Below are 24,218 nucleotides of genomic sequence, written 5' to 3'. Positions count from 1 at the left end.
GCCGCCCGATGCCGTGGTGCCCGGCTTGGTTGACGCGGCATCCCCCCCGCCGGTCCACTGGAGCGCGGACCATGTCGCCGCGATTACGGCCGCGCCGCTGCCGGCCGCGCCGCTGTTCAGCACAGCGGATTTCGCCCGCGTCCGCGAGGATATCGACATATGGGATGCCTGGCCGCTCCAGTTGGCGGACGGAACCCCCGCCCGGCTGGGCGCGGACGGCGGCGATACGCTGTGGATGGCCCTGGCGGCGCCGCCCCACCCGGACCCGGACGCGCGCCACGGCGTCGCGCGCATCCACCTGCTCCGCCAGCGCCAGGGCGCATGGGCGCATATCGGCCCGGCAATGCCCGACGGCTTCTCGCCGGGCAGCCGTGAATGGTCCGGCTCGGCGCTGCTTGACCCGGACAGCGCGGCCGTTACCCTTTACTTTACCGCCACCGGCCGCCGGGGAGAAGCGATACTTACCTTCGAACAACGCCTGTTCCAGGCGACCGCCACCCTCGACCAGGCTGGCGGGTATCGCCTGATCGACTGGCGCGGCCTGCGCCCGGTCGTCGTCGCCGATCCGCGCCACTACATGCCCAGCGATGCCGGCACCGGCACGATCGGCAGCATCAAGGCATTTCGTGACCCGGCCTATTTCCGCGACCCGGCCGACGGCAGCCACCACCTGTTCTTCGCCGCGTCACTCGTCGGGTCCGGCGCGGCGTTCAACGGCGCGATCGGCACCGCCGCGGCACCGGCTGGCGATCGCGAAGACTGGCGCCTGCTGCCGCCACTGATCGGTGCGGACGGCCTGAACAACGAACTGGAACGGCCGCACGCCGTTTTCCACGCCGGGCTATACTATCTGTTCTGGTCGACGCAGGCGCATGTCTTCGCGCCCGGCGGCCCGGCCGGCCCGACCGGCCTTTACGGCATGGCCTCGCCACGGCTTGCCGGCGGCTGGCGGCCGCTCAACGGCACCGGCCTCGTCTTCGCAAACCCGGCGGATGCGCCGAAACAGGCCTATAGCTGGCTGGTCCTGCCAGACTTGTCGGTAACCAGCTTCGTCGATCAATGGGGGGCCGACGCCGCCAGCGTGTCGCCGCCCCGCTTCGGCGCCAGCTTCGCGCCGACGTTGCATATCGAGCTGGACGGCTACACCGCCCGGCTCGCGGGCTGAACGGGGGACCGGGACGATGCGGATCGCCGGCGTAGAGATCGGCGGCACCAAGGCAATCGCCCTGCTCTGGCAGGCTGGCGCCGTCGTCGCGCGTGTCACCATGCCGACGACACAGCCGGACGAAACGCTCGGTCGCCTCCACCGCCAGCTTGCCGCATGGCACCGTGCCGGTGCCCTCGACGCGCTGGGCATCGCCTCATTCGGGCCGCTGGCGCTCGCCCGGTCGGCACCCGGCTTCGGGGCGATGCTGGCGACGCCGAAGCCGGGCTGGACCGGGGCGCCGGTGATGGCGGCGCTGACCGCCGGCCTCGCCTGTCCGGCGGCGATCGATACCGACGTCAACGGCGCCGCCCTCGCCGAATATCGTTGGGGCGCCGGCGCCGGCTGCGACAGCCTGTGCTACCTGACCGTCGGCACCGGCGTCGGCGGCGGGGTGCTGATCGGCGGCCGCCCGCTCCACGGCGCCCTGCATCCGGAGGTCGGACACCTGCGCATCCGCCGCCTCCCCGGCGACGGTTTCGCCGGCACCTGCCCGTTTCATGGCGACTGTGTAGAGGGGCTGGTGTCCGGCCCGGCACTGGCCGCCCGTTTCGGCTGCGATCCGGCAACCGTCGGCCCGGATCACCCGGTCTGGACCGCCGTCGCCGCCGATCTGGCCGAACTGGCGGCGGCGCTGTTCGTCACCCTCGCGCCGCAACGGCTGCTGATCGGCGGCGGGGTCGGCACCGGCCGCCCCTTCCTCCTGCCGCTGGTCCGCGAACGCGCCGTCGCGCTGCTCGGCGGCTACCTGCCCTATGTCGACGAGGTCAGCGCCGCCCTGCTGATCCGCGAACCGGCGCTCGGCGCCGACGCCGGGCCGCTCGGCGCAATCGCTCTCGGTCTGTCGGCGCTTCAGCCGGGGTCCGGCTGAACAAAGGCACGGCGCAGCGCCGCCAGCTTCGCGGCGCTGAACCGCCGCGCCGCCCGCGTTTCGGGGGCAAGCCGGTCGAAAGCGTGAAACGCCCCCGGCTGCACCAGCAATTCGGTGGCGACACCGGCGGCATTCAGCCGGCGCGCATAGGTGATCGCTTCGTCAACAAACAGATCGATGCCGCCGATGGCGATAAATGCCGGGGCAAGCCCGCTCATGTCGGCAAGCCTTGCCGGCACCGCCGCCGCCGGCACATCCGCTCCTCCCGGCTCCACCCCCAGGTAGGACCGCCAGCCATAGGCATTGGCCGCCCCGTCCCACAGGATCGTGCCGATATGCGGCGCCGGGCGACGGGTGCTGCCGGTGCGGTCGTCAAGCATCGGATAAAGCAGAAGTTGCAGGACCAGCGGCACCTCGCCGCGGTCGCGCGCGGCGATGGCGAGCAGCGCCGCATGCCCGCCCCCCGCGCTCTCACCCATCACCGCGATCCGGCGCGGGTCGGCGCCGATCGCGCCGGCATGGCGGTAAAGCCAGCGCAGCGCGGCGTAATTGTCCTCGACAGCGCCAGCAAACCGGGTTTCGGGGGCAAGCCGGTATTCGACGCTGACGACAACGGCGTCGATCGCGCGGGCGATCTCCTGCACATAACGCAGTTCCGACCGTGCCGCGCCAAGGACGAAGCCGCCGCCGTGCATGTGGAGGATCGCCGGCCGCGCCGTTCCGGGCGCCGCGTTGACGATGAAGATCGTCACGTCCGGGGCACCCCGCGCCCCCGGTATTCGCCGTTCGGCAATCGGCACATCTGGGCGCGGCGGCTCCGCCCGCGCCCGTGCGCCGGCCCGCAGCGCCGCCAGCCGCGCGTCGCACAACGGACCGATCGGCCGGGCGATCAGTGCGGCGGCCGCCGCGCGCAATTCGGGGTCGACATGCGCCAGCGCGGCGACGTTCTCCGCCCACGCCGGCCCGCCGAACAGCGCCGCCAGCGCCGCGCCGATGCTCGCCCCGGTAAAAGCCCTCCGGCCCGGATCGCTGACCATCGCCGCCCGCCCGCTCAGCCGCGCGGCGTGGCGAGCCAGGCGGCGAACAGGTCCAGCCATCCCCCCGCCGGCGTCCCCGCCGGACCGGTGCCGAAACCATGGCCGCCGCGCTCGAACAGATGCACCTCCACCGGCCGGCCGGCCGCCTGCATCGCGCGCATCATGATCAGGCTGTTCTCGGCCGGTACCGCCGTGTCGTCTAAGGCGTGGACGAAAAAGGCGGGCGGCGTGTCGGCGCCGACCCGCAGCGCCGGCGACCGGCGGGCGACACGGGCGGCATCCGGGCGATCACCCAGCAGCATCCGCGACGATTCCGCATGGCCGATGCCGGCCGCATGGCTGATCACCGGATAGATCAGGCCAACGCCACGCGGCCGGGCGTCCAGTGCGTCGACGGCGTCCGTCGGCGGATAGACTGGCTCGGCGAACCCGGTCGCCAGCGACGCCGCCAGGTGCCCGCCGGCCGAAAAGCCGACCGCGTCGACCGCAGCGGGGTCGAGGCCGCCGCGCGCGGCATGGTCACGGATCACCCGCATCGCCCGCTGCGCGTCCTGCAACGGCACGTCGCTGCGGTTGGCCCAGCCCTCGCCGGGCAGGCGGTAGACCAGCACGAACACGGTATAACCGTGCGCGGTCATCGCGGCGGCAACATCAACGCCCTCATTGGCGACCGACACGAAGCGATAGGCTCCGCCCGGCATTACCAGCAGGCTGCTCCCATTCGCCCGCGCCGGGTAGAACACGCGCAATTCAGGCCGCGCGACATTACGGATGAAGGTCGGCGCGCCGCCCGCCGGTACCGGGCGCTCGACGAACCCGCCGCCCGGCGGCCCCGCCGGCCACAGCGGTATTGCCCGCGCGGCGGCCCAGGCGGCGGCGGCATCGGCGCGCGACGGCGGCTGGGCGCCGGCGGCACGGGGCAGCGCGGCCAGCGCCAGCACCGCGCCGATGCCGATCAGCGTCCGGCGATCGGGGTCTGCGGGCGGTTCGGTCGTCGGTCGCATCATACGATCCCCCATCAGGCCGGCGGCGCGGCATAGTCGGCGGCGTTCGCCATCCACCCCTTGGCAATGAAATCGCGGCGCGGCGGCGCAAAGATGTCGAGCATCACATGCGCGCCCGCACCGACCCCCTCGGTGGTGTGAATCAGCCGGGGCGGAATCAGCAGCAGGCTGCCCGGCGGCGCGTCCAGATGCACGTCTTCGAGCCATGCGTCGGCGTTGCGCCCCCAGGGCGCGCGCAAATGATGAACGTAGTCGCCGGCGATCGCCAGCGTCCCCTGCTCGATCGCGTCGTGCTCGTGCGGGCTAAGCGCCGTCCGTCCACGCGGCCCGTCATAAACGACGATGTTGATGCTGATCGTCGCACTCTGCACAAAACGCAGCCGGCCGTTGTCGGGCGGCACCGGGATCGCGTCGATCGGCAGGACCAGCGGCGCCGTCAGCGGCACTCGCCGCGCGAACGGCACGCCGACCGGCGCGATGCGCGGATCGGCCACGCCCCCGGCGTTCAGCGCCGCCGCATCGTCCAGGTCGGGACGGTCGGTCGCCAGCACCACCGCCGCCGCCGCATCCGCCGCAACGGCGAAGCGGCCGGGCGGCACGATCGCGACCGACGGTCCCTCCGCCCGGTGCCGCCATCCCGCCGCCGCGATTTCACCTCCGCCGGGCAACACGACGATCGCTTCCTCCGCGCTCTCGACGGCAACCTCGCCCATCGCCGGCACGATCCATTCCGCGCTGAAGTTCGCGGCGCGCGCATAGCGCCGTGTGCCGCCCTCCGCGTCCGAAAAATCGATCAGTTGCGCGCCATTTGCCAGCCGCCTGCTGCTCATCCGTCCTCTCTCCCAAGCTGGCCGCCAGTCTAGCCACCCTTCCTTTCGTCCGCCGCCGGCGGTCACATTCGTTTCGCGATGCGGAACGGCCCTGGCCGCGATCTCGGCAGGACCGGGCACCGGCTCTAGGGTTTGCCCATTTCAGGCGAAATCGCCGGCCTGCCTGAACACGGCACATGCCAGGCACAATGGGGAAGGAACGATGGTCAATCTGAAAATCCGCGACCGGCTCGACGCTGGCGAACCGGTATTCGGCACCTTCGTCAAAATCGCCGCGCCGGCGGTCGTCGAGCTGGCGGCGCTCGGCGGCTTCGATTTCGTCATCGTCGACCGCGAACATGGCTGCTTCACCGACGATCAGGTCGAAAACATGATCCGCGCGGCGGAAGCGGCGGGGATCGGCACGATCGTCCGCACCCCTGACGCGCTGGAACCGGCGATCCTCCACGCGCTCGACAGCGGCGCGACCGGCGTGCAGTTGCCCGCGCTGCGCGGCGCGGCCCAAGCCGCAGCAGCCGCCCGCTTTGCCCGCCACTTTCCGGACGGCGAACGCGGCCTGGCGCGCGCCAACCGCTCGGCGGATTACGGCGCGATGCCGCTCACCGACTATTTCGCCCAGTCCCGGCGCATCCTGGTCAGCGTCCACGTCGAAAATCGCGAAATGGTCGACGATATCGACGCACTCTGCGCCGTACCGGGGGTCGACATCCTGTTCCTCGGCACCGCCGACCTCAGCCAGTCGCTCGGCGTGCCCGGCGAACAGGATCACCCGTCGGTGCGCGCCGCGGTCGATCGCGTCATCGCCGCCGCCGCTGCCGCCGGCCGCCATGTCGGGGCGGTCGCCGGCAGCGCGGACGAAGCAAGCGCGCTGGCCGAACGCGGCGTCACCTATATCGTCTGGCAATCCGACATCGCGATGCTGCGCGCGGCGATGCGGCGCGGCGCGGACGCCCTCGCCCCGTTGCGGCGGGGCCTTCGCTGAACAACAGGGGCGGCGGCGCCGCGCCCGGCGCCGCCCGCATCCGCTATTCGCCAGCCGCGGCGCCCGGCTGCCATTTGGCCGCCGCCTGCATCAGCGCCATGCCCTCGGCGAACGCCTTGCCGTTGCCGATCGGCACATGGCTCAGCTTGACGATCACCGTCCGGGTCGTCGGGTCGACATAGATATACTGGCCGCCCATGCCATCGGCCATGTAGGCGGGGGTGCCCGCGACGGTCCACCACAGATACTGGTATCCGCGCTGCCCGCCGGGCGAAAAGGCGGGGTGCGGCCCGCCCGTCGATTCGGCGACCCAGCGTTCGGACACGATCTGCCGGCCGTTGGCGCGGCCGCCGTCGAGCATCATCTGGCCGATCCGCGCATAATCGCGCAGCGTCGCGTTGAAACCCATGCCGTTCATCGGCCGCCCCTTCGCGCCCGGCCCGTCGGTGATCCAGTAAGCGGACGCCTCGGCGCCCAGCGGCTTCCATAGATATTTCTCGGTAAAGGCGGTGATCGTCTCGCCGGTCGCGCGTTCCAGCACCCAACCGAGCACCGTCACGTTCAGCGTGGTATATTCGAACGCCCCGCCCGGCGGTGCCTTGCGCGCCACCATCAGCGCCTCATCGACCAGCGGCCGGGCATTGCGGACCAGCATCTCCTCGCGCCGGGCGGCGTCTGGCGTGCCGGGCTTCAGCTGCGCGCCGTCGTTACGGTCGACCCCGGTCTTCATGTCGAGCGCCTGGCGGATCGTCACACCGTCATAGGCCGAACCCTTCAGCTCCGGCACATAGGCGGTCAGCAAGTCGTTGACGGAACGGATCGCGCCACGGTCGATGGCGATGCCGATCAGGATCGAAGTGATCGATTTCGACGCCGACATCGACAGGAAGCGTGTCTGCTCGTCGCTCAGGTTGCGATAGCGTTCGAAGACGATCTTGCCGTCCTTCATCACCAGCAGCGCGCTGGTAAAGGTGCGGGCCATCGCGCCGTCGGTCGTCCGCGTCTGCCCGTCGAACGCATAGGTGAAATCCAGCGGGTGTTCGGCACGGGGCAGCGGGGTTGCGCCGTCCCCCGCCGCCACCGTCTGGCTCTGGAAGATCTTGTTCATCGTCTGGAAAGTCAGCGCGGTGAACGCATTGTCGATGAACCGGCGGCGCAGCTCGAACAACGCGTCCTCGTCGCCCACCGGCGCGGCGGCCGCCGACGGCGCCTGGGGGGCGGACAGCGCGGGGGCGACGGGCGCCGTTCCCGCAAGCAACACGGCCAGCCATGCAACGGATGTCTTCATATTCGCTCTCCCATCATCAATGTCATACCGGTGTCACGCCGGCGCGCGCTGCCTGACAGTGCGGTGTTCGACGCGCTTCTCGTTGATCGTGCAGGCGACGATCCGGTCGACGTAGATGCCCGGTGTATGGACATGGTCCGGATCGAAACTGCCCGCCGGCACGATCTCCTCCGCCTCGACCACCGTCACCTTGCCCGCCGTCGCGACGGTCGGGTTGAAATTGCGCGCGGTCTTGCGGAACATCAGGTTGCCGGCGGTGTCGGCGCGCCACGCTTTGACGATCGCCAGGTCGGCGCGCAGCCAGGTCTCGCGCAGATATTCGATGCCGTCGAACATCTCTGTCGGCTTGCCTTCCGCCACCAGCGTGCCGACGCCGGTGCGGGTGTAGAATGCCGGAATCCCGGCACCGCCGGCGCGGATGCGCTCGGCCAGCGTGCCCTGCGGGTTCAGCTCCAGCTCCAGCGCGCCGGTCAGATAGAGCTTCTCGAACAGCGTGTTGGCGCCGATGTAGGACGAAATCATCTTGGCGATCTGCCCCGCCTCCAGCAACTGGTAGAGGCCAAAGCCGGTGGCGCCGCAGTTATTGGACACGACGGTCAGCCCGCGCACCCCCGAATCGCGGATCGCCGGGATCAGGCTTTCCGGGTTGCCGGACAGGCCGAAGCCGCCCGACATGATCGTCATCCCATCGAACAGCAGCCCGTCAAGCGCCGCGGCCGGGCTGGGATAGATTTTGTCGACCACCGTCAGGCCACCGCCGCCGCGCCGCGCCGCTCGTCGGCAATCACCTTCAGCGTCCACAACGCGATCACCGCCATGCCGATGCTCGGCACCCAGAGCGCCATCGCCGGCGCGTCGAAACGCAGCGCGATCGCCGGCATCAGGTTCAGCGTCGCGACGCCGCCCAGATTGCCGATCGTGCTGATCGCACCGATCGCGGCAGCCGCCGCCGCGCCGGAGAAATGCCGCACCGGAATCGTCCAGAAACAGGCAATGCCGAGCGAAATCGCCGGAATGCCGACGAGCAGCGCCAGGCCCTTCAGCCACAACGCCCCGCCGGATGCCGCCGCGCCGAACGCGGCGACGGCGATCAGCGCGAACAGCAGCAGCGCCCGTACCACCGCCCGCGACGATTTCAGTCGCGGCATGATCAGCACCAGGAGCACCGCGTCCAGCGCCCAGGGCAGGCCGATCATCAGCCCGTTCATCCGGCCGCTGACCCCGAAATCGCGCAGCACCGTCGGCATCCAGTAATTGATGCCGTAAAGCGAGCCGAGGAATATGCCGTACAGCGCGCCATAGCTGATCACCCGCCATTGCAGCAGCGACGCGAAGCCATGCTTGCCATGCGGCGAACCGGCGGTGCGGCCAAGCAACTCGGCGACGCGCGCCTTCTCGGTGTCGCTCAGGAAGCGCGCGTCGGCGGGCTTGCTCGGCAGGTAGCGCAGGACAAGCACGGTGGTGATCAGCGGCAGAATGCCGGTGACGATGAAAATCCACTGCCAGCCGGCCAGGTTCAACGTCCCGTCCAGGTCGAGCAGGCTGCCGCACAGGATCGCGCTGAACCCGTTGCCGAACGCGCTGCCCAGCGTCAGCAGCCCCATCGCCCGCGCCCGCTCATTCTCCGGGAACCACAGCGTGAGGTAGAAGACCAGCGCCGGGTACAACCCCGCTTCCGCCGCGCCGAGCAGGAAACGCAGGACATAGAAGGCGACGGTCGAATGGACGAAGGCGAGGATCAGCGTGGTGATGCTCCACGTGATCATGATCCGGGCGAACCAGAACCGCGCGCCATAGCGGTAATTCGCCATCGCGCTCGGTATCTCGAACAGGACATAGCCGAGGTAGAACAACGACGCGCCAAAGGCGAAGACCGTCTCGCTGAAGCCCAGGTCACCCAGCATGCCCAGCTTGGCGAAGCCGATATTGGCGCGGTCGATCGCCGATACGACAAGGCACGCGACCGAAAGCGGCATGATCCGCCACAGGATGCGTGTCATCAAAGCCCGATCGGCGGATGACGCCGGCCCGATATTCGTCACCCTCTGCTCTCCTTCGCCCCGCGGGTTGCCCCCGCTTTCAATAGGAACTCTCTTCGGCACGCCGGAACTGGCGCACAAGCTCGAACGGTTCGGCCGAAACCGCGTACTGGTTGCCGCCCAGCCGGGCGACCGGTTGCGCCGCGGCGGTGCGGAAATAGCCGTCTTCGTCGACGAAACGCTCCTGCACATGCACGCCGACGACCTGGCCGAAGGTGACATGGGTGGGAATTTCGCCGTCACCCTCGCCGAACCGGATGATCTGGAGGACCTTGCATTCAAGGCTGACCGGAGAGGCGGCGACGCGCGGCGGCGCGACATGGACGCTCGGCGCTTTGGTCAGGCCGGCAAAAGTGAATTCGTCCTCCCCCGCCGGCAATGGCGTCGAAGAGGCGTTGACCTCTTCGATCAGGTCCAGGCTCGCCATGTTATAGACGAACTCATGCGTTGCGCGGACATTGGCGAGCGTGTCTTTCGCCTCGCGGTCCTCCGGGCTGTTGCACGAAAAACCCAGGATCGGCGGCAGGCTGGAAAAGATGTTAAAATAGGAAAAGGGCGCAAGGTTCGCCGCGCCGCTGGCGTCGACCGTGCTGATCCAGCCGATCGGGCGCGGCGCGATGATCGCGTTGAAGATGCCGCGCTTGAAATCCGACGGCTCCGTCAGGTCGATGAATCGGAACGCCTCACCAGGTGTCATTCAAATCCCCGCACATACCGATCCGCTGATCCGCGGATCGCGCTCATCTTGCGCGGCGCGGCGCCGAATGATGCGGGCGATTCAGGCTATTCCGTCTGGCGGAACACACTCGGGAAAGTAGAAGGCGAAACCGGTGCGGTCGATCGCCGCGCGCAACGCCGGGTCCGGCGCGATCCGGCGGTAATCGGTGATCGCCGATGGATAGGACACCCGGTCCTCGAAATTGGCGAACGGCCAGTCGCTGCCCCACAACAGCCGTTGCGCGCCGCCCCGCGCCAGCAGCCGGTCAAAGGCCGCCTGCTCCGCCGCCGGGTCCTCCAGGCGAAAACCGGACGCCACCTTGACCCAGCAATTGCCCCGCCCGACGGCGGCGAGCAACGCCTCGAACGCCGGTCCGTCGACTTCGCCGCGATTGGCCGGCCGGCCGAAATGGTCGACGACCAGCCGCACTCCGGCGCGCTCGACCGCCTCGATCAACGGCGGCAGGCGGACCAGATCGTCGTGCAACTCCATGTGCCAGCCGATCGCCGCCATATGGCCCAGCAACCCCTGCCAGTCGGGCGCCGTCAGGTCGGGGACCAGCCGGTTGCGAAGCTGGAGGCGAAAGCCCACCGCCCCGACCGCCTGCATCGCCAGCAACGTCGCCCGGTCGGCGGACGGCGCGACGATCACCGTCGTTTTCAAGTTCGGGTGCGCCCCGGTCGCCGACAGCGCATAGGCGTTGTTGGTCCCATAAAGGCTGGCCGCCGCCAGCACGCCGTGGCTGATCCCGTGCCGGCGGAGCTGGTCCAGATACTGGGCGACGGTCGCGTCGCCGGGCGGGCGGTGCCAGGCGTCGGGGGCAAGCGGCATGGCGCGGGTGTAGATATGGGCGTGGCAATCGATACGAGGCGCGGTCGTCATGGCCTGCTTTTAGGCGCGCACCGCCGCCGGTGCGACCGGCCATTCGTCCATTTCGCATCGTGGAACATTCGGATAATAGGGACGGCCGCGCCGTTACGGCAAGCTAAGCCCGCGGCTGTCAACGACAAGGCGTAAGCGGAGGGGATCGCGGGTGGATCAGGCGGGGCAGGCAGGCGCGGCAACACGGCATTTCACCCTGCCGCCGGGCAGCTGCGACACGCATTGCCATGTCTTCGGCCCGCCGGACCGCTTCCCCTACGCGCCGGCGCGCGCCTATGAACCGACCGACACGCCGAAGGAAACACTGGCCGCGCTCCATGCCCGGCTCGGCGTCGATCGCGCGGTGATCGTCCAGGCCAGCGCCCACGGCACCGACAATCGCGCGATGCTCGACGCCCTTGCCTGGCGACCCGACGCCTATCGCGGCGTCGCGGTAATCGACAATGCGATCACCGACGCGGAACTGGAAGCGATGGCGGCGGCGGGGGTCTGCGGCATCCGCTTCAACTTCGTTCGCTCGCTCGGCCTGTGGCCGGAACCGGATGTGTTCTCGCGCAGCGTCGCGCGGGCCGCCTCGCTCGGCTGGCACGTCGTTCTTCACGTCAAGGACGACGACATTCTCACCCTGCACGAAAATTTCGCCGCGCTGCCGGTGCCGTTCGTCATCGACCATATGGGCCGGGTCGACCCGGCCGCCGGCGTCGAACAGCCCGCCTTCCGCGCCCTGCTCGATCTGCTCCGCCGCGACGGCGCCTGGGTAAAGCTTTCGGGCGCGGAACGCATGGTGCCCTCCCCCTATGACGGCGCCCTGCCTTACGCCCGCGCGCTCGTCGCGGCGCGGCCGGATCGCATCCTGTGGGGCACGGACTATCCGCACCCCAATCTCAAGGCGAAAGTCGACGAACGCGATCTGGTCGACCTGATCCCCGCCTATGTCGCCGATGCGGAAACGCGACGGTGCATGCTGGTCGACAATCCCGCCCGGCTCTACGGCTTTCCGGCGGCGTGAACGGCGAACCGACCTTCGACACCGGCGGCGGCGATGCGGGACGCGACCAGCAATATCGCCGGCTCGGCTCGATCCGCAGCCCGCTCGATCGCTCCCCGGCCAACCCGCCGTCACCGACCAATATCCAGGCGGTCACCCGCGCCTTCGAACTGCTGGAGGCGCTGAACCGGCGTCCGTGGAGCACCGTCGGCCAACTGCACAAGGACACCGGCCTGCCCAAGCCGACGATCGTCCGCATGATGCAGACGCTGGCGCAAAGCGGCTATGTCGCCAGGGACCCGCGCCAGAACGGCTATTGCGTGACCATGCGGACCCAGTCGCTCAGTTGCGGCTATCAGGGCGATCCGCTGGTCGTCGAAGCGGCCCGGCCCTGGGCGATCGCGCTGACCCGCGAACTGAACTGGCCGTCGGGCGTCGCCATCCTCGACAAGGACGCGATCGTCATCCGCTTCAGCACCATTCACGATACGTCGAACTCGCCGTTCCATTCGACGCTGAACATGCGGCTCAGCCTGTTTTCCAACGCGCTCGGCCTTGCCTATTACGCCTTCTGCCCGGACTCGGAACGGCGGATGCTGCGTAACCTTGCTTATGAGCGGGAGGCGGATCTGCTCGCCAGCCGCGAAAGCGGCTGGTTGGAATGGCGGGTCGAACGGGCGCGCAGCCAGGGCTACGCCGAACGCGATCCCGGCACGGAACCGCGCAACTCCGGTACGCTTGCCGTGCCGATCATGATCGGCGACCGGGTCGCGGCGGCGATCGGGCTGACCTTCTTCCGCCGCGCGGTGTCGCCCGACGACGCCCGGCGCTACGTCGTCGCGCTGCAACGCACCGCCGCCGCGATCGCACGCCAGATCGGTTCGCTCGAAACCTTCGATACCGAAGGGGCGCATCCGCTGCCGGACCCGGCGCTGATGAAACGGATCGCGTCCGGCCGGCCCTGACCGGCCCTTCGCCTGCCCGCCATCCCGTTCAACGTCCCGTTCGCGCTCTACCGCGCCATATGGCTGTCGAAGAACCGGGCCATGATCGCATAGGCTTCGCGCGCCTCCGGCATCTCGCTGTTGTAGAAGAATCCGTGGAACATGCCGTCCCAGCCGTGAAAACGGCTTTCCACCCCGGCGGCGGTCAGGCGGTTGTGGGAATTGAGGGCGGCGCTGAATTCGAACGCCCGCGTGCCGGTGATGAACAGCGTCGGCGGAAACGCCGCCAGCAACGCCGCAGACTGTTGCGGATAGGCCAGCGGATCGTCGTCGCCCGCGCCGGTCATGTATCCCGGCGGGCGGCGGGGGGCGCCCTCCGCCCCACCCGCCGGCCGGGCGCCGGTCAACGGCCCGGCCAGCACGGCGGAATCGCCCTCGGCGATCTTGCCGAGCGACGCGCAGAACACCCCGATCGCCGCCGGGCGCGGCAACCCCTCCTTGCGGAACCAGGCGATCGCCTGCGCGGTCAGCATGCCACCGGCCGAACAGCCATAAAGTGCGATCCGCGCCGGGTCGTATTGCTTCAGCACGGCGCGGTAGACCGCCGCGACATCCTCGCTCGCCGCCGGAAACCGATATTCCGGGCTCATCCGGTAATCGATCGAGATCACCTTGATCCGCATCAGCGCGGCCAGCGGCACCGATTCGACCAGCGACGCCGTCCGCCCGCCGGTAACGAACCCGCCACCGTGGATGTTGATCAGCACCCGGTCGCGGTTCTCCGGGGCGATCCCGTCGGCCGGGGTGACGACATCGGTCACCACGCCGCCGATCCGCTGTTCCTCGACATGCACGGCGTAGCGCCGCCGCATCGGCTCCAGGAAACCGCGCATGATCCGGTCCTGATGCGCACGCTCGCCGACGATATCGGACAGCCCCGGCCCGCCCGCGAACGGCTTGTCGACGATCAGGTGGCGCAGATAGGCGGCCCCTTCCGGGCTGAGCAGCCGCGACGGCGGCACCCTGGTGCCGTCCAGCACCACCGTGCCGTCGGCGGCCGGCGCGGCCGGTGCCGTGGCGCTCCCCGGTTGCGCCGGCCCGCCCGTGGCCAGCGCCACGGCAATGGCGGCCCCCAGCAGCTTTCCCGAAACAGGTGGCATTGTCCGTCTCCCCTCGCTTCGCCTAACGGCCTCCGTCGACCGCGCCGATCAGGTCGACCAGCCCGGTGACGATCGCCTGTTCCGCGCAACCCGGCTTCAGGCGGGACGACAGCACCTCGAAGGTCTGGTATCCGAACGCCGTCTCGTTGGGGATGTAGCCGGACGCGGCCGATCCGTTGGTCAGCGTCGCCATCATCGTCTGCTTGTACGGGGATTCGCGCTTGAACCGCTGGGCGATCGTCGTGAACAGCTCGGCGTTGACACCGCCGATCACCACGTCTCCAACCCGCAGCAGGCTCAGCCGGATCGCGACCGGATCGGCATCGACATAGCTGCCGGCATAGCCGGCGCGCCCGCTGTCGGTGCGGCGGCGGCCGGGGCAGGTGACGGTCTTCTGCGCGCCGGCGATGCTGGCGGCGGCGGCCGGCCGCGTCAGCTTCGCGCGCAGCACGTGCAGCACCTCCTCGCCCAGCATCTGGCCCATGGACAGCGCCATCTGCCGCTGCTGCGCCATCAGCCGTGCGACGCGCGGGTCGCTACGGTCCATGCCCTGCCCGCCCGGCGGCATGGCGTTGGCGATATCCTCGCCGCGCGCGGCATAGGCGGCGATGCGGATCGCCCGCAAATCGTAGGTCTGCTGGAAATAGATCGGGTTCTGGTCGCCGGCGGCGCCGGTCGACCACAGCGCCACCGCGCCGTCGCCCAGCGATTCCTCGATATAGCGCGACGCGGCGCCGGGAATGTCGGCGCTGATCATGTCCAGATTGCCGGTGATCACCGCGTGCACCGCGTAATTGTAATACACCGCGATCGGCGCGCCCTCCGGCGTGTCGAAACGCAGCACCGCCACCGTCTTGTCCGACGGCCCGTCCTCGTTCGGCCCTTCCCACCAACGCTGGCTGTCCGGGTCGATGATGGTGCGGTTGACGTTGATGTACGACCGGCCGGTGCCCCAGGCCATGCGCGCCGGGCGCAGCGCGCGCGCCGCATCGCGGATCGCCGCGACGATTTTGTCGTCAAGCCCCGGCGCGGGGCCGAACGGCGCGCTGTGGGTGTGGGTCGCGGTCAGCAGAAGCCGGGTCTCCGGAATGCCCAGTTCGCGCACCGCCCGCGTCCGCACCCTGTCCCACACCGCTTCGCCGATGCCGCCCGCGTCGACGGAGACCAGCGCCGCCCGCGCGCCGCCCGCCTCGATAACCAGCGCGCGAACCTGCAACGGGTCGAGCACGCCCAGCATCCGTTCCGGCATTGCATCGGCCGCCGGGGTGACGTCGACCTTCGCCGCGCCGGCCCTCAGGCCGTCCCCGCCCGCAGCCACCGCCGCCGCCGTGCCCGGCGCCGCCAGCACCAGCCACGCACCGGCCAGCGCCAGCCGCAATCCCCTTGTCAGCCCGCCGCTCATCCGCCTCTCCCGCGCTTCCGTCCCCGCCGGTCATTGCCGCGCGCGCCCGCAATCGGTTGCACTACCCTGGCGCACCCCTGCCCGGCCAGCCGCGTCGGCCGTCGTTCCATCCAGCGGAACAGACCATGTTTCGATGGTGCGCGGCCGGAAAAATATGAAATCGATTGCCGAAACAGGGGAGGATATCATGGACGATCGCCACGCGCCCACCGTAACCCGCCGCACGCTGCTCGGCGGTGCCGTCACCGCTCTCGGCGCCGCCAGCGCGCTCGGCACCCCCACCGGCGCACGCGCCGCACCGGCATCGCCCGGCGCCGGCGCGATCCTGTCCGGGGCCGGCCAGTCGGTGGTGAAAACCACCGCCGGGCTGGTGCAGGGCTATGCGCGCGATGGCATCCACCGCTTCAAGGGCGTTCCCTATGGCGACGACACCGGCGGCGCCAACCGCTTCATGCCGCCGGCCCCGCCCAAGCCGTGGAGCGGTATCCGCAGTTCGCTCAGCTACGGCCTCGTCGCGCCACAGGACAAGGGCAATGGCCGGCTCAGCGACGAACACGCCTTCATCTTCCAGTGGAACGACAGCGTAGAGGGCGAATACTGCCTGCGGGTCAACGTCTGGACGCCGGGGCTGGACGGGCGCCAGCGCCCGGTGATGGTCTGGCTCCACGGCGGCGGTTTCGCCGCCGGGTCGGGCAACGACCTGCCGGCGTTCGACGGCCACAATCTCGCCCGGCGCGGCGACGTCGTCGTGGTGACGCTCAACCACCGGCTCAACCTGCTCGGCTTCCTCGATCTGTCGGGCATCGACCCCGCCTTTGCCCGATCCGGCAATGTCGGCATGCTCGACATCGTCGCCGCGCTCGAATGGGTACGCGACAACATCGCCGGCTTCGGCGGCGATCCGGGTCGCGTCACCATCTTCGGCCAGTCGGGCGGCGGCGCCAAGGTGTCGACGCTGATGGCCATGCCCGCCGCGCGCGGCCTGTTCCACCGCGCGATCGTGCAGAGCGGTTCGTTCAGTTCGGCGCAGACGCCGGAACGCAGCCGCCACCTCGCCGATCTGATGATGCGGGAACTGGGCGTCGCGGCCGGGGATGTCCGGCGGCTGCAAACCCTCCCCTACGCACAGTTGCGCGCGGCGGGCGAGGCGGCGCTGCGCCGCGCCAACCCACCGGCGGACGGCGGCTTCGACCCGCGCCGCCGCCCGCGCTTCGGCTTCGGCCCGGTCGCCGATGGCAGCGTGCTGCCCTCTGCGCCCTTCGCGCCGGATGCGCCGTCGGTGTCCGCCGCCGTGCCGATGATCGTGGGCACCACCCTCAACGAATTCGAAACCGGCATCGCCCGGCCGGATTTCGAAGCGATGACCGAAGCCACGCTGGCGGAGCGCGCCGAGCACAGCTATCCCGGCCGCGGCGCCGCCGTCGTCGCCGCCTTCCGCGCGGCCGCGCCGGGCGCCAAACCCTGCGACATCTGGTCGCGGATCGCGACCGCGCCGGTGCGCCGGGCCGCGATCGACCAAACCGCCGCCAAGGCGCGGCAGGGCGGCGCCCCGGCGTGGAACTACCTGTTCACGCGCACACCGCCGCTGCTCGACGGCCGGCCGCGCGCCTATCACTGCGCGGAAATTCCGTTCGTGTTCGCCAATGCCAACCGCTGCCCGACGATGACCGGCGGCGGCGCGCCGGCCGCCGCGCTGGAAGCGATCATGGCCGATGCCTGGATCGCCTTCGCCCAGTCCGGCAATCCCAACCATCCCGGCATGCCGCGCTGGGACCCCGTCTCCACCACCGCGCATGCGACGATGATCTTCGACGATCACACCCGGCAGGAAATCGCGCCCGACGCCGCCGAACAGGCCGCGCTCGCCTAGAGTTTGTCCGCTTCAGGCGGAAACGGCACCGGCCCGCTCCCCCACCCGGCCTCCCATATGATACTGCCGTTGGGAGGCCGGGTGAGGGAGCGGACGGAAGCGCCAAGGTTTCGAAGATGCGCAGCATCGTTGGAATGGCGCTGGAGGGCGGTGCCGCTTAAACAGGACAAACTCTAGCCGGCGCCCGGCACGGCGCTCAGGTCGATCCGCGCACCACCAGTTCGGGGTTGAGCACGACCGATCCGGTCGGCTCGCCGGCGATCCGGCGCAGCAGGCTCTCGACAAGGTGCGACGCACCGAGCGCGATGTTCTGGCGCACGGTGGTCAGCGGCGGCACCCCGGTCCGCGCGAGGAACAGGTCGTCATAGCCGACGACCCTTATGTCGCCGGGCACCGACAGGCCGCGCGCCGCCAGCACCTGGATCGCGGTCAGGGCGATTACGTCGGATGCGGCGAAAATGCCGTCGATCGGATGGGCGACCGCGTCGAGGAACCCGGCGATATCGGCGCCGCTGACCTCGGAGGCGAAATGGGCCGGGGTATCGACCAGTGCGATGTCCGGCCGCGCGCGGATCGCCGCCTGCGCGCCCTGCAGGCGCAGCGATGGCTCGATCGCCTGCGTATTGCCGAGGAAGACGATGTTGCGGCAGCCGCGTGCGATCAGGTGCTCGGTCGCCAGCCGCCCGCCCAGGAAATTGTCGGTGCCGATCGAACAATGCACCTGCCCCTGGACGAAACCGCCCCACACCACCATCGGCAGGTAGTCGGCGGCCATCCGGTCGAGCACGTCGGACTGGTCGGACTGGCCGATAATGATCAGCCCGTCGACACGGTTGGCGTCGACCAGCTTGATCAGCCAGTCGTCATGGCTGGGGATCACGCGCGACAGCACCAGGTCGAAATCGCGCTCGGTGAACTCGTCGGCGAGGCAGCCGATCAGCGTCATGAAAAACGGATCGGACAGGTGCTGCCCGCGGTCATGCCCCAGCGGCACGACAACCCCCACCGCGCCGCGCCGGCGGGTGCGCAGGTTGCGGGCCAGCGCGCTCGGTCGGAAATCATGCTGCTTGGCCAGCGCACGAATGCGTTCGGACGTTTCCGAATTGACGACGTCCTTGCCCGCCAGCGCCCTAGACACCGTCGCCGCGGATACCCCCGCCAGCCTGGCAAGATCATAGATGGTGCGAATTTTTTCGGACAAGGGTCACTCTCTGCCGGCGATTATACGGCCGGCCGCCGCGCCCGCAATAGAATCGCCGGGCCACCGCGCGTGAAACCGGCGGCGGGGGAAGCGCGGCGGCGGCTTACCGCGTGCGCCGCCCCCCGCTCAGCCGCCCGGTCATGCCGTCGATCACGCCGTTCAGCCAACCGATCAGACCGCTGCTGTCGGTCGTCGCCACCACCGGCGGGCGGGCGCGCAGCCGGTCGATCGCAGCGCCGAGGTCGTCGGTGTCGAGCACCGACTCGATCAGCCCGCGCGCGGCGAAAGCGGCGGTGATCTCCTCCTGATGGTCGTCGTAATGCTCCTTCAGCACCGCGCGGCGCGGCATCGCCACGGTGCGGCAGCCGGCGCGCAGCGCGGTGATCAGCGATCCGGTACCGCCGTGGCAGACGACGAATGCCGCGTCGCGCAGCAGTGCCTGCACCGCGCCGAAATCCAGGCTTTCGACCAGTTCCACCCCGTCCGGCACCACCGCCGGGCGCGGCCCATCGCCAATCTGGAGGACGACGCGTTCCGGCAGCCGCCCGCTCGCCTTCAGCGCCAGCACCGTGTCGACCAGCCGGGGAAAGGGCAGTGTCGCGCCGACCGTCGCGAACAGCAGCGGCTGCTTGGCCGGCGCCGGCGTGTCGAGCACCCGCATCGGGTCGAACAGCACCGCGTCGGGCCAATGCGTCTTCAGCTTGGCCGACTGGACGACGACATGATGGGCAAACGGCCGCGCGATCCGCGCGAATTTCGACGGCGCGTCGAATCGGGCGAACGAATCGATCAGGATGAAGCGCGCGCCCAGCAGCCGCGCCCACAGCGCCACCCAGAACACCGCGCCCGCCCCGGTGCTGATCACAATATCGGGCCGCTCGCGCCAGACGATGGCAAGCGACTGGGCGAAATTGACGATCGCGCCGCGCAGCATCGCCAGCGTCCGGCCCACCCGCGCCTGTCCCAGCGCGTAATGGGCGACAAAACGTACCGGGTGATCGCGCGCCAGGCTGCGGCCAAGCGCGGTGTCCTCGGTCACGAACAGATAGGCGCGGTCGCCCCACACCGGCTCCAGGTCGAGCAACTGGCGCAGATGGCCGCCGCCGGACGCGGCAAGGCAGATACGGGGGCCGGGGCGCGGCGGGCGGCCGCCCGCGCTGGTCGTCGTCGCGTTCATCGCCCCCCTCTTGCCCGATCGTCGCGTCGATGCCACCCAATATCGCGGCGGTCGACAGCCTTAACGCTCTTTTCGTTTTGTCCGTGCATAGCCGCGCCGTATAGCGTCCCACACAGGGACATGATCGGCCCCGCATGCTCGCGCGGCCTTTGAGGAGGGCATATGCACAAGTCAATTGCGCGCGGGCTGATGGCCGGCACGATGCTGCTGGCGCTCGTCGCCTGCGGTAAGAAAGATGCGTCGGAAGATCTCGAAAAGGGTCAGGTCGTCGCCACCGTCGACGGCAAGGACATCACGATCCACGAACTGAATACGGAGCTTCAGGACGTCAACATGCCCAGCGGCGATCAGCGCAAGGCGGTCGAACAGGCCGCGCTGCAGCAAGTCGTGAACCGCCGTATCCTGGCCGACATCGCCCGCGAGCGCGGGCTGGACAAGACGCCGCAATATCTGTTGCAGCAGCGCCGCGCCAACGACGCGATCCTGGTACAGATGCTCCAGCGCTCGATCGCCTCGACGCTGCGCGCGCCGACCCGCGACGAAGCGACCAAGTTCATGGCCGACAACCCGGAACGCTTTGCCCAGCGCAAGGTCTACACCGTCGACCAGATCCAGTTCGAAACGCCGAAGGACCTCGAAATCCTGAAGGCATATCAGCCGCTGAAGACGCTCGATCAGGTCGCCGTCAAGCTTGACGAGGATCATCTGCGCTTCCGCCGCGGCAACGGCCAGCTCGACGCGCTCACCGTTCCGCCGCAGCTGCTGGCGCAGATCCAGCGCCTGCCGGAAGGCGAAATCTTCATCATCCCGACGCCGCGCGGCATGGTCGCCAACCGCATCACCGCGACCAAGGTCGTTCCGTTCGAGGGCGACGAGGCGCTGAACTACGCGATGCAGCAGGTGCAGGCGCAAAAGCTCAACGAACTCGCGACCAAGGAGCTTGACGAAAAGGTCAAGACGGCGCGCGAAGCGGTCAAGTACCAGCCCGGCTACGCCCCGCCGAAGGGCGCCGCCGACGCCCCGGCCCTGCCGGCGCCGTCGGGCACCCCGTCCCCGGCCGCCAGCCCGGACGCCGCCAAGTAACCAGTTGACGGGCGCGGGCGGCCGACAAGTCCCCCGCGCCCCTGTTTTTTATACTCGCAGGATAACGGGAAACATCATGGATAACGCCCGCGACATCGTGGCGAAGCGCGTCCTCGTCACCGGCGGCGCCGGCTTCCTCGGCAGCCATTTGTGCGAAGCGTTGTTGAAACGGGGCAACGAAGTGCTCTGCGTCGACAATTACTTCACCGGCCGCCGCGCCAACGTCGCCCACCTGCTCGAATACCGTAATTTCGAGCTGATGCGCCACGACGTGACCTTCCCGATCTATGTCGAGGTGGACGAGATCTACAATCTCGCCTGCCCGGCCTCGCCGATCCATTACCAGTATGATCCGGTCCAGACGACCAAGACCAGCGTCCACGGCGCGATCAACATGCTCGGCCTCGCCAAGCGCACCGGCGCCAAGATCTTCCAGGCGTCGACCAGCGAGGTCTATGGCGACCCGTCGCAGCACCCGCAGACCGAGGAATATTGGGGCAACGTCAACCCGATCGGCCCGCGCTCCTGCTATGACGAGGGCAAGCGCTGCGCCGAAACGCTGTTCTTCGATTATCATCGCCAGAACAATGTGCGGATCAAGGTCATCCGCATTTTCAACACCTACGGCCCGCGCATGCACCCGCAGGACGGGCGGGTCGTCTCCAACTTCATCATGCAGGCGCTGAAGAACGAGCCGATCACCATCTTCGGCGACGGGCTGCAGACGCGCAGCTTCTGCTATGTCGACGACATGATCGACGGGTTTCAGCGGCTGATGGCAACCCCCGACGACGTGACCGGCCCGATCAACGTCGGTAACCCCGGCGAGTTCACGATGATCGAGCTGGCCGAAAAGGTCATCGAACTGACCGGCTCGAAATCGACGCTGACCCGCCTGCCGCTGCCGACCGACGATCCGAAGCAGCGCCGGCCCGACATCACCAAAGCCCGCGAGGTGCTGGGTTGGCAGCCGCAGACCGAACTGGCCGAAGGGCTGAAACGGACGATCGCCTATTTCGACGCGCTGCTGACCGGATCGAAGCAGGCTGGATCGGCGCTTTGACGGCGGGCGCGATGCCGCGGCTCCGCATCCTCGTTATCGCGCTGATCGTCGACGGCACCGATGTCGGCGAAACCTGGTCCGGCTTCCACTGGGTGAAGGCGATGGCGGAGGTGATGGACGTCACCCTGCTGTGCATGCAGCGTCCCGGCCGCACACCGACGGCGGAGCAATTGCCCGGTGTCCGGGTGATAAGCTGGCCCGAACCAGCCTTCCTCAGCCGGTTCGAACGGGCGCGGGCGATGCTCAAACCCGCATGGCCGCTGTTCGTCCGCCATGTCCGCCGCTGGCTTGCGGACGCGCTGGCGCGCGGCGAGCGGTTCGACATCGCCCACCAGCTCCTCCCGCAGGCGATGCGCCACCCGTCGCCGCTGCGCCATTTCGCCCTGCCTTATGTCGTCGGCCCGCTCGGCGGCAGCCTGGCGACCCCCCCGGCCTTTGAAAAGGAAGTCGGCGGCGGCGGTGGCCTTGCGCGGCTGCGCGCGTTCGACGGTTTCCGCCTGCGCCACGATCCGGCGCTCCGCGCCGGCTACGCCCGCGCCGGGGCGATCCTCGGCGTCGCCCCCTATGTCGGCCGGACGCTGGCCGACGCCGAGGTCGCCGTCCGCCGCTTCGAAACCGTGCTCGAACGCAGTGCCGATCCGATCGCCCACGGCTCCGGCCGCTCCACCGCCGCCGGCACCGTCCGCCTGCTCCATGTCGGCCGCTGCGTGCGGACCAAGGGGTTGCGCGACGCGGTCCGCGCCCTCGCCCGGCTCGGCGACCTGCCCGGCGTCACCCTGACCAGCGCCGGCGACGGGCCGGACCTTGCCGCCTGCAAGGCGGAAGCGGAGGCGCTCGGTGTCGCCGACCGCGTCGATTTCCTCGGCAAGGTCAGCCGCGACCGGGTCGAGCAGCTTTACGCCGATCACGACATATTCTGCTTCCCCAGCTTCCGGGAGCCGATGGGCGGCGTATTCTTCGAGGCGCTGCGCTGGGGCCTGCCGGTCATCAGCGCGCGGCGCGGCGGGCCGGAGGCGATCGTCGACGAAAGCTGCGGCCTGCTGATCCCGGTCGAAACGCCGGACCAGTTCGCCGCCGCCATCGCCGACGCGATCCGCACGCTTGCTGGCGATCCCGCCTTGCGCGCCCGTCTCGGAAACGGGGCGCATCGGCGCCTCCAGTCGTTCGGCGGCTGGTCGGACAAGGCGCGCTGGCTTGAATCGCTCTATCGGCAGGTTATCGCCGCGGCATGATCAGCACCCCGGACCAGCAGGCGCAGTGCGCGCTGTCGATCATCATCGTCAGCTACGGCACCCGCGACGACACGCTCGCCTGCCTCGCCAGCCTCTACGCCCACCCGCCGGCGGTGCCGTTCGAGGTGATCCTGTTCGACAACGCCTCGCCGGACGACAGCGTCGCGGCGATCGCCGCCGCCTATCCGCAGGTCCGGCTGATCGCCAGCCCGGACAATCTCGGCTTCGGCGCCGGCAACAACGCGGCGGCGAAGCTGGCGACCGGCGATCGCATCCTGCTGCTCAACCCGGATACGATCGTCCTGCCGCACACCTTCGCCGGGCTGATCGATTTCGCCACCCGCACGCCGGATCGCGGCATCTGGGGCGGGCGCACCCTGTTCGGCGACGGCACGCTCAACCCCACCTCCTGCTGGGCCAGCCTCAGCCTGTGGAGCCTGTTCGTCATCATGAGCGGGCTGACCCGCGCCTTCCCCTACACCCGCCTGTTCGATCCGGAGATCTACGGCGGCTGGCAGCGCGACACCGAAAGCGACGTCGACATCGTCACCGGCTGCTTCCTGCTGATCGACCGGACGCTGTGGGAACGGCTCGGCGGCTTCGACCCGACCTTCTTCATGTATGCGGAGGAGGCGGACCTCAACCTGCGCGCCCGGCGCATGGGCGCCCGCCCCGGCATCTCCCCGGCGGCGGAGCTGATCCACCTCGGCGGCCGGTCGGAAACCTCGCGCCCGGACAAGATGGTCAAGATCATGCGCGGCCGCACCACGCTGATGCGCAAGCACTGGTCGCCCGTCGCCTATCGCCTCGGTCTTGCCATGTGCTGGGCGTGGGCGCTGTCACGGATGCTCGGTTCGCACATCATGCCGGGCCGCCGCGATAACCCGCAAAGCGCGCGCGCCGACCGCGCGGCGGTCTGGCAGCGGCGGCGCGAATGGCTCGCCGGCTACCCGGATGTCGCCCGCACCACGGACTGAAGACCGTCCCGAAACGGTACAGATCGGCGGAACAACCCGCTGGAAGAAATGGTAAACGCGGCGTTACCTTCCGTGCATGAAACGTCGCATCCTGCTGACCAACGAGTCGGCCCGCCACCCCTTTCGGCAGAAACTGCCGCCCTTTCGGACCGAGCATATCGCCCCGGCCGCCGATGACGACAAGGACCTGAAGCTGTTCGTCTTCAGCTTCACCGCCTTCTTCATCGCCATCTACAGCTTCATCGGCTGAACCGCCTGAGGCCCGA

The 24,218-nt window shown here is 69.4% G+C and carries 23 protein-coding genes; 11 read left to right on the top strand and 12 right to left on the bottom strand.

The annotated features are described in order from the left end of the window. Window positions 1–13: 13 nt before the first annotated feature. Together ACMT1E_RS02780 and ACMT1E_RS02775 are read left to right on the top strand one after the other, a co-directional pair. Window positions 14–1,165, top strand: a complete 1,152-nt coding sequence (locus ACMT1E_RS02780; RefSeq protein WP_414902124.1) for a glycoside hydrolase family 68 protein — start codon at window positions 14–16, stop codon at window positions 1,163–1,165. A gap of 16 nt (window positions 1,166–1,181) precedes the next feature. After that, window positions 1,182–2,075 (top strand): ROK family protein, encoded by an 894-nt coding sequence (locus tag ACMT1E_RS02775; protein ID WP_414902123.1) that lies wholly within the window; start codon window positions 1,182–1,184, stop codon window positions 2,073–2,075. On the opposite strand, the gene ACMT1E_RS02770 is transcribed toward ACMT1E_RS02775, so the two are convergent. From ACMT1E_RS02770 to ACMT1E_RS02760, 3 genes are read right to left on the bottom strand one after another with little or no spacing between them, the layout of a single operon-like run. Beyond that, on the bottom strand, window positions 2,057–3,172 hold the full coding sequence (locus tag ACMT1E_RS02770; RefSeq protein ID WP_414902122.1) for an alpha/beta hydrolase: 1,116 nt from the start codon (window positions 3,170–3,172) through the stop codon (window positions 2,057–2,059). The two genes, ACMT1E_RS02775 and ACMT1E_RS02770, sit on opposite strands and share 19 nt — an antisense overlap. Then, complete coding sequence (locus ACMT1E_RS02765) at window positions 3,127–4,119, bottom strand: alpha/beta hydrolase (RefSeq protein WP_414902120.1); 993 nt, start codon at window positions 4,117–4,119, stop codon at window positions 3,127–3,129. The genes ACMT1E_RS02770 and ACMT1E_RS02765 overlap by 46 nt, the downstream gene beginning before the upstream one ends. Window positions 4,120–4,130: 11 nt before the next feature. Beyond that, the gene (locus ACMT1E_RS02760) at window positions 4,131–4,946 is read right to left on the bottom strand and encodes a hypothetical protein (RefSeq protein WP_414902119.1); all 816 of its coding nucleotides are present in this window, start codon (window positions 4,944–4,946) and stop codon (window positions 4,131–4,133) included. A 202-nt stretch (window positions 4,947–5,148) separates the two neighbouring features. On the opposite strand from ACMT1E_RS02760, the gene ACMT1E_RS02755 reads away from it, so the two are divergent. After that, complete coding sequence (locus tag ACMT1E_RS02755) at window positions 5,149–5,928, top strand: HpcH/HpaI aldolase family protein (RefSeq protein WP_414902118.1); 780 nt, start codon at window positions 5,149–5,151, stop codon at window positions 5,926–5,928. Window positions 5,929–5,971: 43 nt separating this feature from the next. Here ACMT1E_RS02755 and ACMT1E_RS02750 read toward each other — a convergent pair whose 3' ends face one another. The 5 genes from ACMT1E_RS02750 to ACMT1E_RS02730 all read right to left on the bottom strand — a co-directional run bounded on the left by ACMT1E_RS02750 (window position 5,972) and on the right by ACMT1E_RS02730 (window position 10,855). Then, window positions 5,972–7,216 carry a serine hydrolase domain-containing protein gene (locus tag ACMT1E_RS02750; protein WP_414902117.1) on the bottom strand — a complete coding sequence of 415 codons (1,245 nt, stop codon included), beginning with the start codon at window positions 7,214–7,216 and terminating at the stop codon, window positions 5,972–5,974. A 33-nt stretch (window positions 7,217–7,249) separates the two neighbouring features. Continuing rightward, the gene (locus tag ACMT1E_RS02745) at window positions 7,250–7,960 is read right to left on the bottom strand and encodes a CoA transferase subunit A (RefSeq protein WP_414902116.1); all 711 of its coding nucleotides are present in this window, start codon (window positions 7,958–7,960) and stop codon (window positions 7,250–7,252) included. Between the two features lie 2 nt (window positions 7,961–7,962). After that, the gene (locus ACMT1E_RS02740) at window positions 7,963–9,216 is read right to left on the bottom strand and encodes an MFS transporter (protein WP_414902115.1); all 1,254 of its coding nucleotides are present in this window, start codon (window positions 9,214–9,216) and stop codon (window positions 7,963–7,965) included. A gap of 79 nt (window positions 9,217–9,295) precedes the next feature. Further along, window positions 9,296–9,952, bottom strand: coding sequence for a flavin reductase family protein (locus ACMT1E_RS02735; RefSeq protein WP_414902113.1), 657 nt, complete (start codon window positions 9,950–9,952; stop codon window positions 9,296–9,298). An 81-nt stretch (window positions 9,953–10,033) separates the two neighbouring features. Continuing rightward, window positions 10,034–10,855 (bottom strand): amidohydrolase family protein, encoded by an 822-nt coding sequence (locus ACMT1E_RS02730; protein ID WP_414902111.1) that lies wholly within the window; start codon window positions 10,853–10,855, stop codon window positions 10,034–10,036. Window positions 10,856–11,006: 151 nt separating this feature from the next. Between ACMT1E_RS02730 and ACMT1E_RS02725 the strand changes: the two genes are divergently transcribed. Then, entirely contained in the window at window positions 11,007–11,864 is an 858-nt protein-coding gene (locus tag ACMT1E_RS02725; protein ID WP_414902110.1) for an amidohydrolase family protein, read from the top strand. Continuing rightward, the gene (locus tag ACMT1E_RS02720; protein ID WP_414902108.1) at window positions 11,861–12,808 is read left to right on the top strand and encodes a DNA-binding transcriptional regulator; all 948 of its coding nucleotides are present in this window, start codon (window positions 11,861–11,863) and stop codon (window positions 12,806–12,808) included. The genes ACMT1E_RS02725 and ACMT1E_RS02720 overlap by 4 nt, the downstream gene beginning before the upstream one ends. 47 nt (window positions 12,809–12,855) lie before the next feature. Here the strand turns inward: ACMT1E_RS02720 and ACMT1E_RS02715 are convergent, their stop codons facing one another. Both ACMT1E_RS02715 and ACMT1E_RS02710 read right to left on the bottom strand, forming a co-directional pair. Beyond that, window positions 12,856–13,947, bottom strand: coding sequence for an alpha/beta hydrolase (locus tag ACMT1E_RS02715; RefSeq protein WP_414902106.1), 1,092 nt, complete (start codon window positions 13,945–13,947; stop codon window positions 12,856–12,858). A 22-nt stretch (window positions 13,948–13,969) separates the two neighbouring features. Further along, window positions 13,970–15,349 (bottom strand): hypothetical protein, encoded by a 1,380-nt coding sequence (locus ACMT1E_RS02710; RefSeq protein ID WP_414902104.1) that lies wholly within the window; start codon window positions 15,347–15,349, stop codon window positions 13,970–13,972. 187 nt (window positions 15,350–15,536) lie between these two features. On the opposite strand from ACMT1E_RS02710, the gene ACMT1E_RS02705 reads away from it, so the two are divergent. Next, a complete protein-coding gene (locus ACMT1E_RS02705) occupies window positions 15,537–17,219 on the top strand; it encodes a carboxylesterase/lipase family protein (protein WP_414902102.1) in 1,683 nt (560 codons plus the stop codon). 196 nt (window positions 17,220–17,415) lie between these two features. Here the strand turns inward: ACMT1E_RS02705 and ACMT1E_RS02700 are convergent, their stop codons facing one another. Continuing rightward, on the bottom strand, window positions 17,416–18,420 hold the full coding sequence (locus ACMT1E_RS02700) for a LacI family DNA-binding transcriptional regulator (protein ID WP_414902101.1): 1,005 nt from the start codon (window positions 18,418–18,420) through the stop codon (window positions 17,416–17,418). Between the two features lie 103 nt (window positions 18,421–18,523). Then, window positions 18,524–19,597, bottom strand: a complete 1,074-nt coding sequence (gene welK / locus ACMT1E_RS02695; RefSeq protein WP_414902100.1) for a beta-1,4-glucuronosyltransferase WelK — start codon at window positions 19,595–19,597, stop codon at window positions 18,524–18,526. A gap of 162 nt (window positions 19,598–19,759) precedes the next feature. Between welK and ACMT1E_RS02690 the strand changes: the two genes are divergently transcribed. From ACMT1E_RS02690 to ACMT1E_RS02670, 5 genes are all read left to right on the top strand, one after another. Then, window positions 19,760–20,680, top strand: coding sequence for an EpsD family peptidyl-prolyl cis-trans isomerase (locus ACMT1E_RS02690; RefSeq protein ID WP_414902099.1), 921 nt, complete (start codon window positions 19,760–19,762; stop codon window positions 20,678–20,680). A 76-nt stretch (window positions 20,681–20,756) separates the two neighbouring features. Beyond that, on the top strand, window positions 20,757–21,743 hold the full coding sequence (locus ACMT1E_RS02685; protein WP_414902098.1) for a UDP-glucuronic acid decarboxylase family protein: 987 nt from the start codon (window positions 20,757–20,759) through the stop codon (window positions 21,741–21,743). Between the two features lie 11 nt (window positions 21,744–21,754). Continuing rightward, on the top strand, window positions 21,755–22,975 hold the full coding sequence (locus ACMT1E_RS02680; protein ID WP_414902097.1) for a glycosyltransferase family 4 protein: 1,221 nt from the start codon (window positions 21,755–21,757) through the stop codon (window positions 22,973–22,975). Further along, a complete protein-coding gene (locus ACMT1E_RS02675; RefSeq protein ID WP_414902095.1) occupies window positions 22,972–23,952 on the top strand; it encodes a glycosyltransferase family 2 protein in 981 nt (326 codons plus the stop codon). The genes ACMT1E_RS02680 and ACMT1E_RS02675 overlap by 4 nt, the downstream gene beginning before the upstream one ends. 76 nt (window positions 23,953–24,028) lie before the next feature. Then, on the top strand, window positions 24,029–24,202 hold the full coding sequence (locus ACMT1E_RS02670) for a hypothetical protein (RefSeq protein ID WP_414902093.1): 174 nt from the start codon (window positions 24,029–24,031) through the stop codon (window positions 24,200–24,202). Window positions 24,203–24,218 lie beyond the last annotated feature (16 nt).

The organism is Sphingomonas flavalba (genome assembly GCF_047553045.1).
In the GTDB taxonomy this organism is placed as follows: domain Bacteria; phylum Pseudomonadota; class Alphaproteobacteria; order Sphingomonadales; family Sphingomonadaceae; genus Sphingomonas_L; species Sphingomonas_L flavalba_A.
This window is presented reverse-complemented; position numbering and strand designations above follow the sequence as displayed.

What these genes read in the sequence shown, in the direction of transcription:
- ACMT1E_RS02685 (WP_414902098.1), top strand. Translation starts at nt 20,757, where the DNA reads ATGGATAACGCCCGCGACATCGTGGCGAAGCGCGTCCTCGTCACCGGC.
- ACMT1E_RS02715 (WP_414902106.1), bottom strand. Translation starts at nt 13,947, where the DNA reads ATGCCACCTGTTTCGGGAAAGCTGCTGGGGGCCGCCATTGCCGTGGCG.
- ACMT1E_RS02670 (WP_414902093.1), top strand. Translation starts at nt 24,029, where the DNA reads ATGAAACGTCGCATCCTGCTGACCAACGAGTCGGCCCGCCACCCCTTT.
- ACMT1E_RS02755 (WP_414902118.1), top strand. Translation starts at nt 5,149, where the DNA reads ATGGTCAATCTGAAAATCCGCGACCGGCTCGACGCTGGCGAACCGGTA.
- ACMT1E_RS02680 (WP_414902097.1), top strand. Translation starts at nt 21,755, where the DNA reads ATGCCGCGGCTCCGCATCCTCGTTATCGCGCTGATCGTCGACGGCACC.
- ACMT1E_RS02765 (WP_414902120.1), bottom strand. Translation starts at nt 4,119, where the DNA reads ATGATGCGACCGACGACCGAACCGCCCGCAGACCCCGATCGCCGGACG.
- ACMT1E_RS02690 (WP_414902099.1), top strand. Translation starts at nt 19,760, where the DNA reads ATGCACAAGTCAATTGCGCGCGGGCTGATGGCCGGCACGATGCTGCTG.
- ACMT1E_RS02740 (WP_414902115.1), bottom strand. Translation starts at nt 9,216, where the DNA reads ATGACACGCATCCTGTGGCGGATCATGCCGCTTTCGGTCGCGTGCCTT.
- ACMT1E_RS02770 (WP_414902122.1), bottom strand. Translation starts at nt 3,172, where the DNA reads ATGGCTGGACCTGTTCGCCGCCTGGCTCGCCACGCCGCGCGGCTGAGC.
- ACMT1E_RS02675 (WP_414902095.1), top strand. Translation starts at nt 22,972, where the DNA reads ATGATCAGCACCCCGGACCAGCAGGCGCAGTGCGCGCTGTCGATCATC.
- ACMT1E_RS02705 (WP_414902102.1), top strand. Translation starts at nt 15,537, where the DNA reads ATGGACGATCGCCACGCGCCCACCGTAACCCGCCGCACGCTGCTCGGC.
- ACMT1E_RS02760 (WP_414902119.1), bottom strand. Translation starts at nt 4,946, where the DNA reads ATGAGCAGCAGGCGGCTGGCAAATGGCGCGCAACTGATCGATTTTTCG.
- welK (WP_414902100.1), bottom strand. Translation starts at nt 19,597, where the DNA reads ATGAACGCGACGACGACCAGCGCGGGCGGCCGCCCGCCGCGCCCCGGC.
- ACMT1E_RS02710 (WP_414902104.1), bottom strand. Translation starts at nt 15,349, where the DNA reads ATGAGCGGCGGGCTGACAAGGGGATTGCGGCTGGCGCTGGCCGGTGCG.
- ACMT1E_RS02730 (WP_414902111.1), bottom strand. Translation starts at nt 10,855, where the DNA reads ATGACGACCGCGCCTCGTATCGATTGCCACGCCCATATCTACACCCGC.
- ACMT1E_RS02735 (WP_414902113.1), bottom strand. Translation starts at nt 9,952, where the DNA reads ATGACACCTGGTGAGGCGTTCCGATTCATCGACCTGACGGAGCCGTCG.
- ACMT1E_RS02750 (WP_414902117.1), bottom strand. Translation starts at nt 7,216, where the DNA reads ATGAAGACATCCGTTGCATGGCTGGCCGTGTTGCTTGCGGGAACGGCG.
- ACMT1E_RS02775 (WP_414902123.1), top strand. Translation starts at nt 1,182, where the DNA reads ATGCGGATCGCCGGCGTAGAGATCGGCGGCACCAAGGCAATCGCCCTG.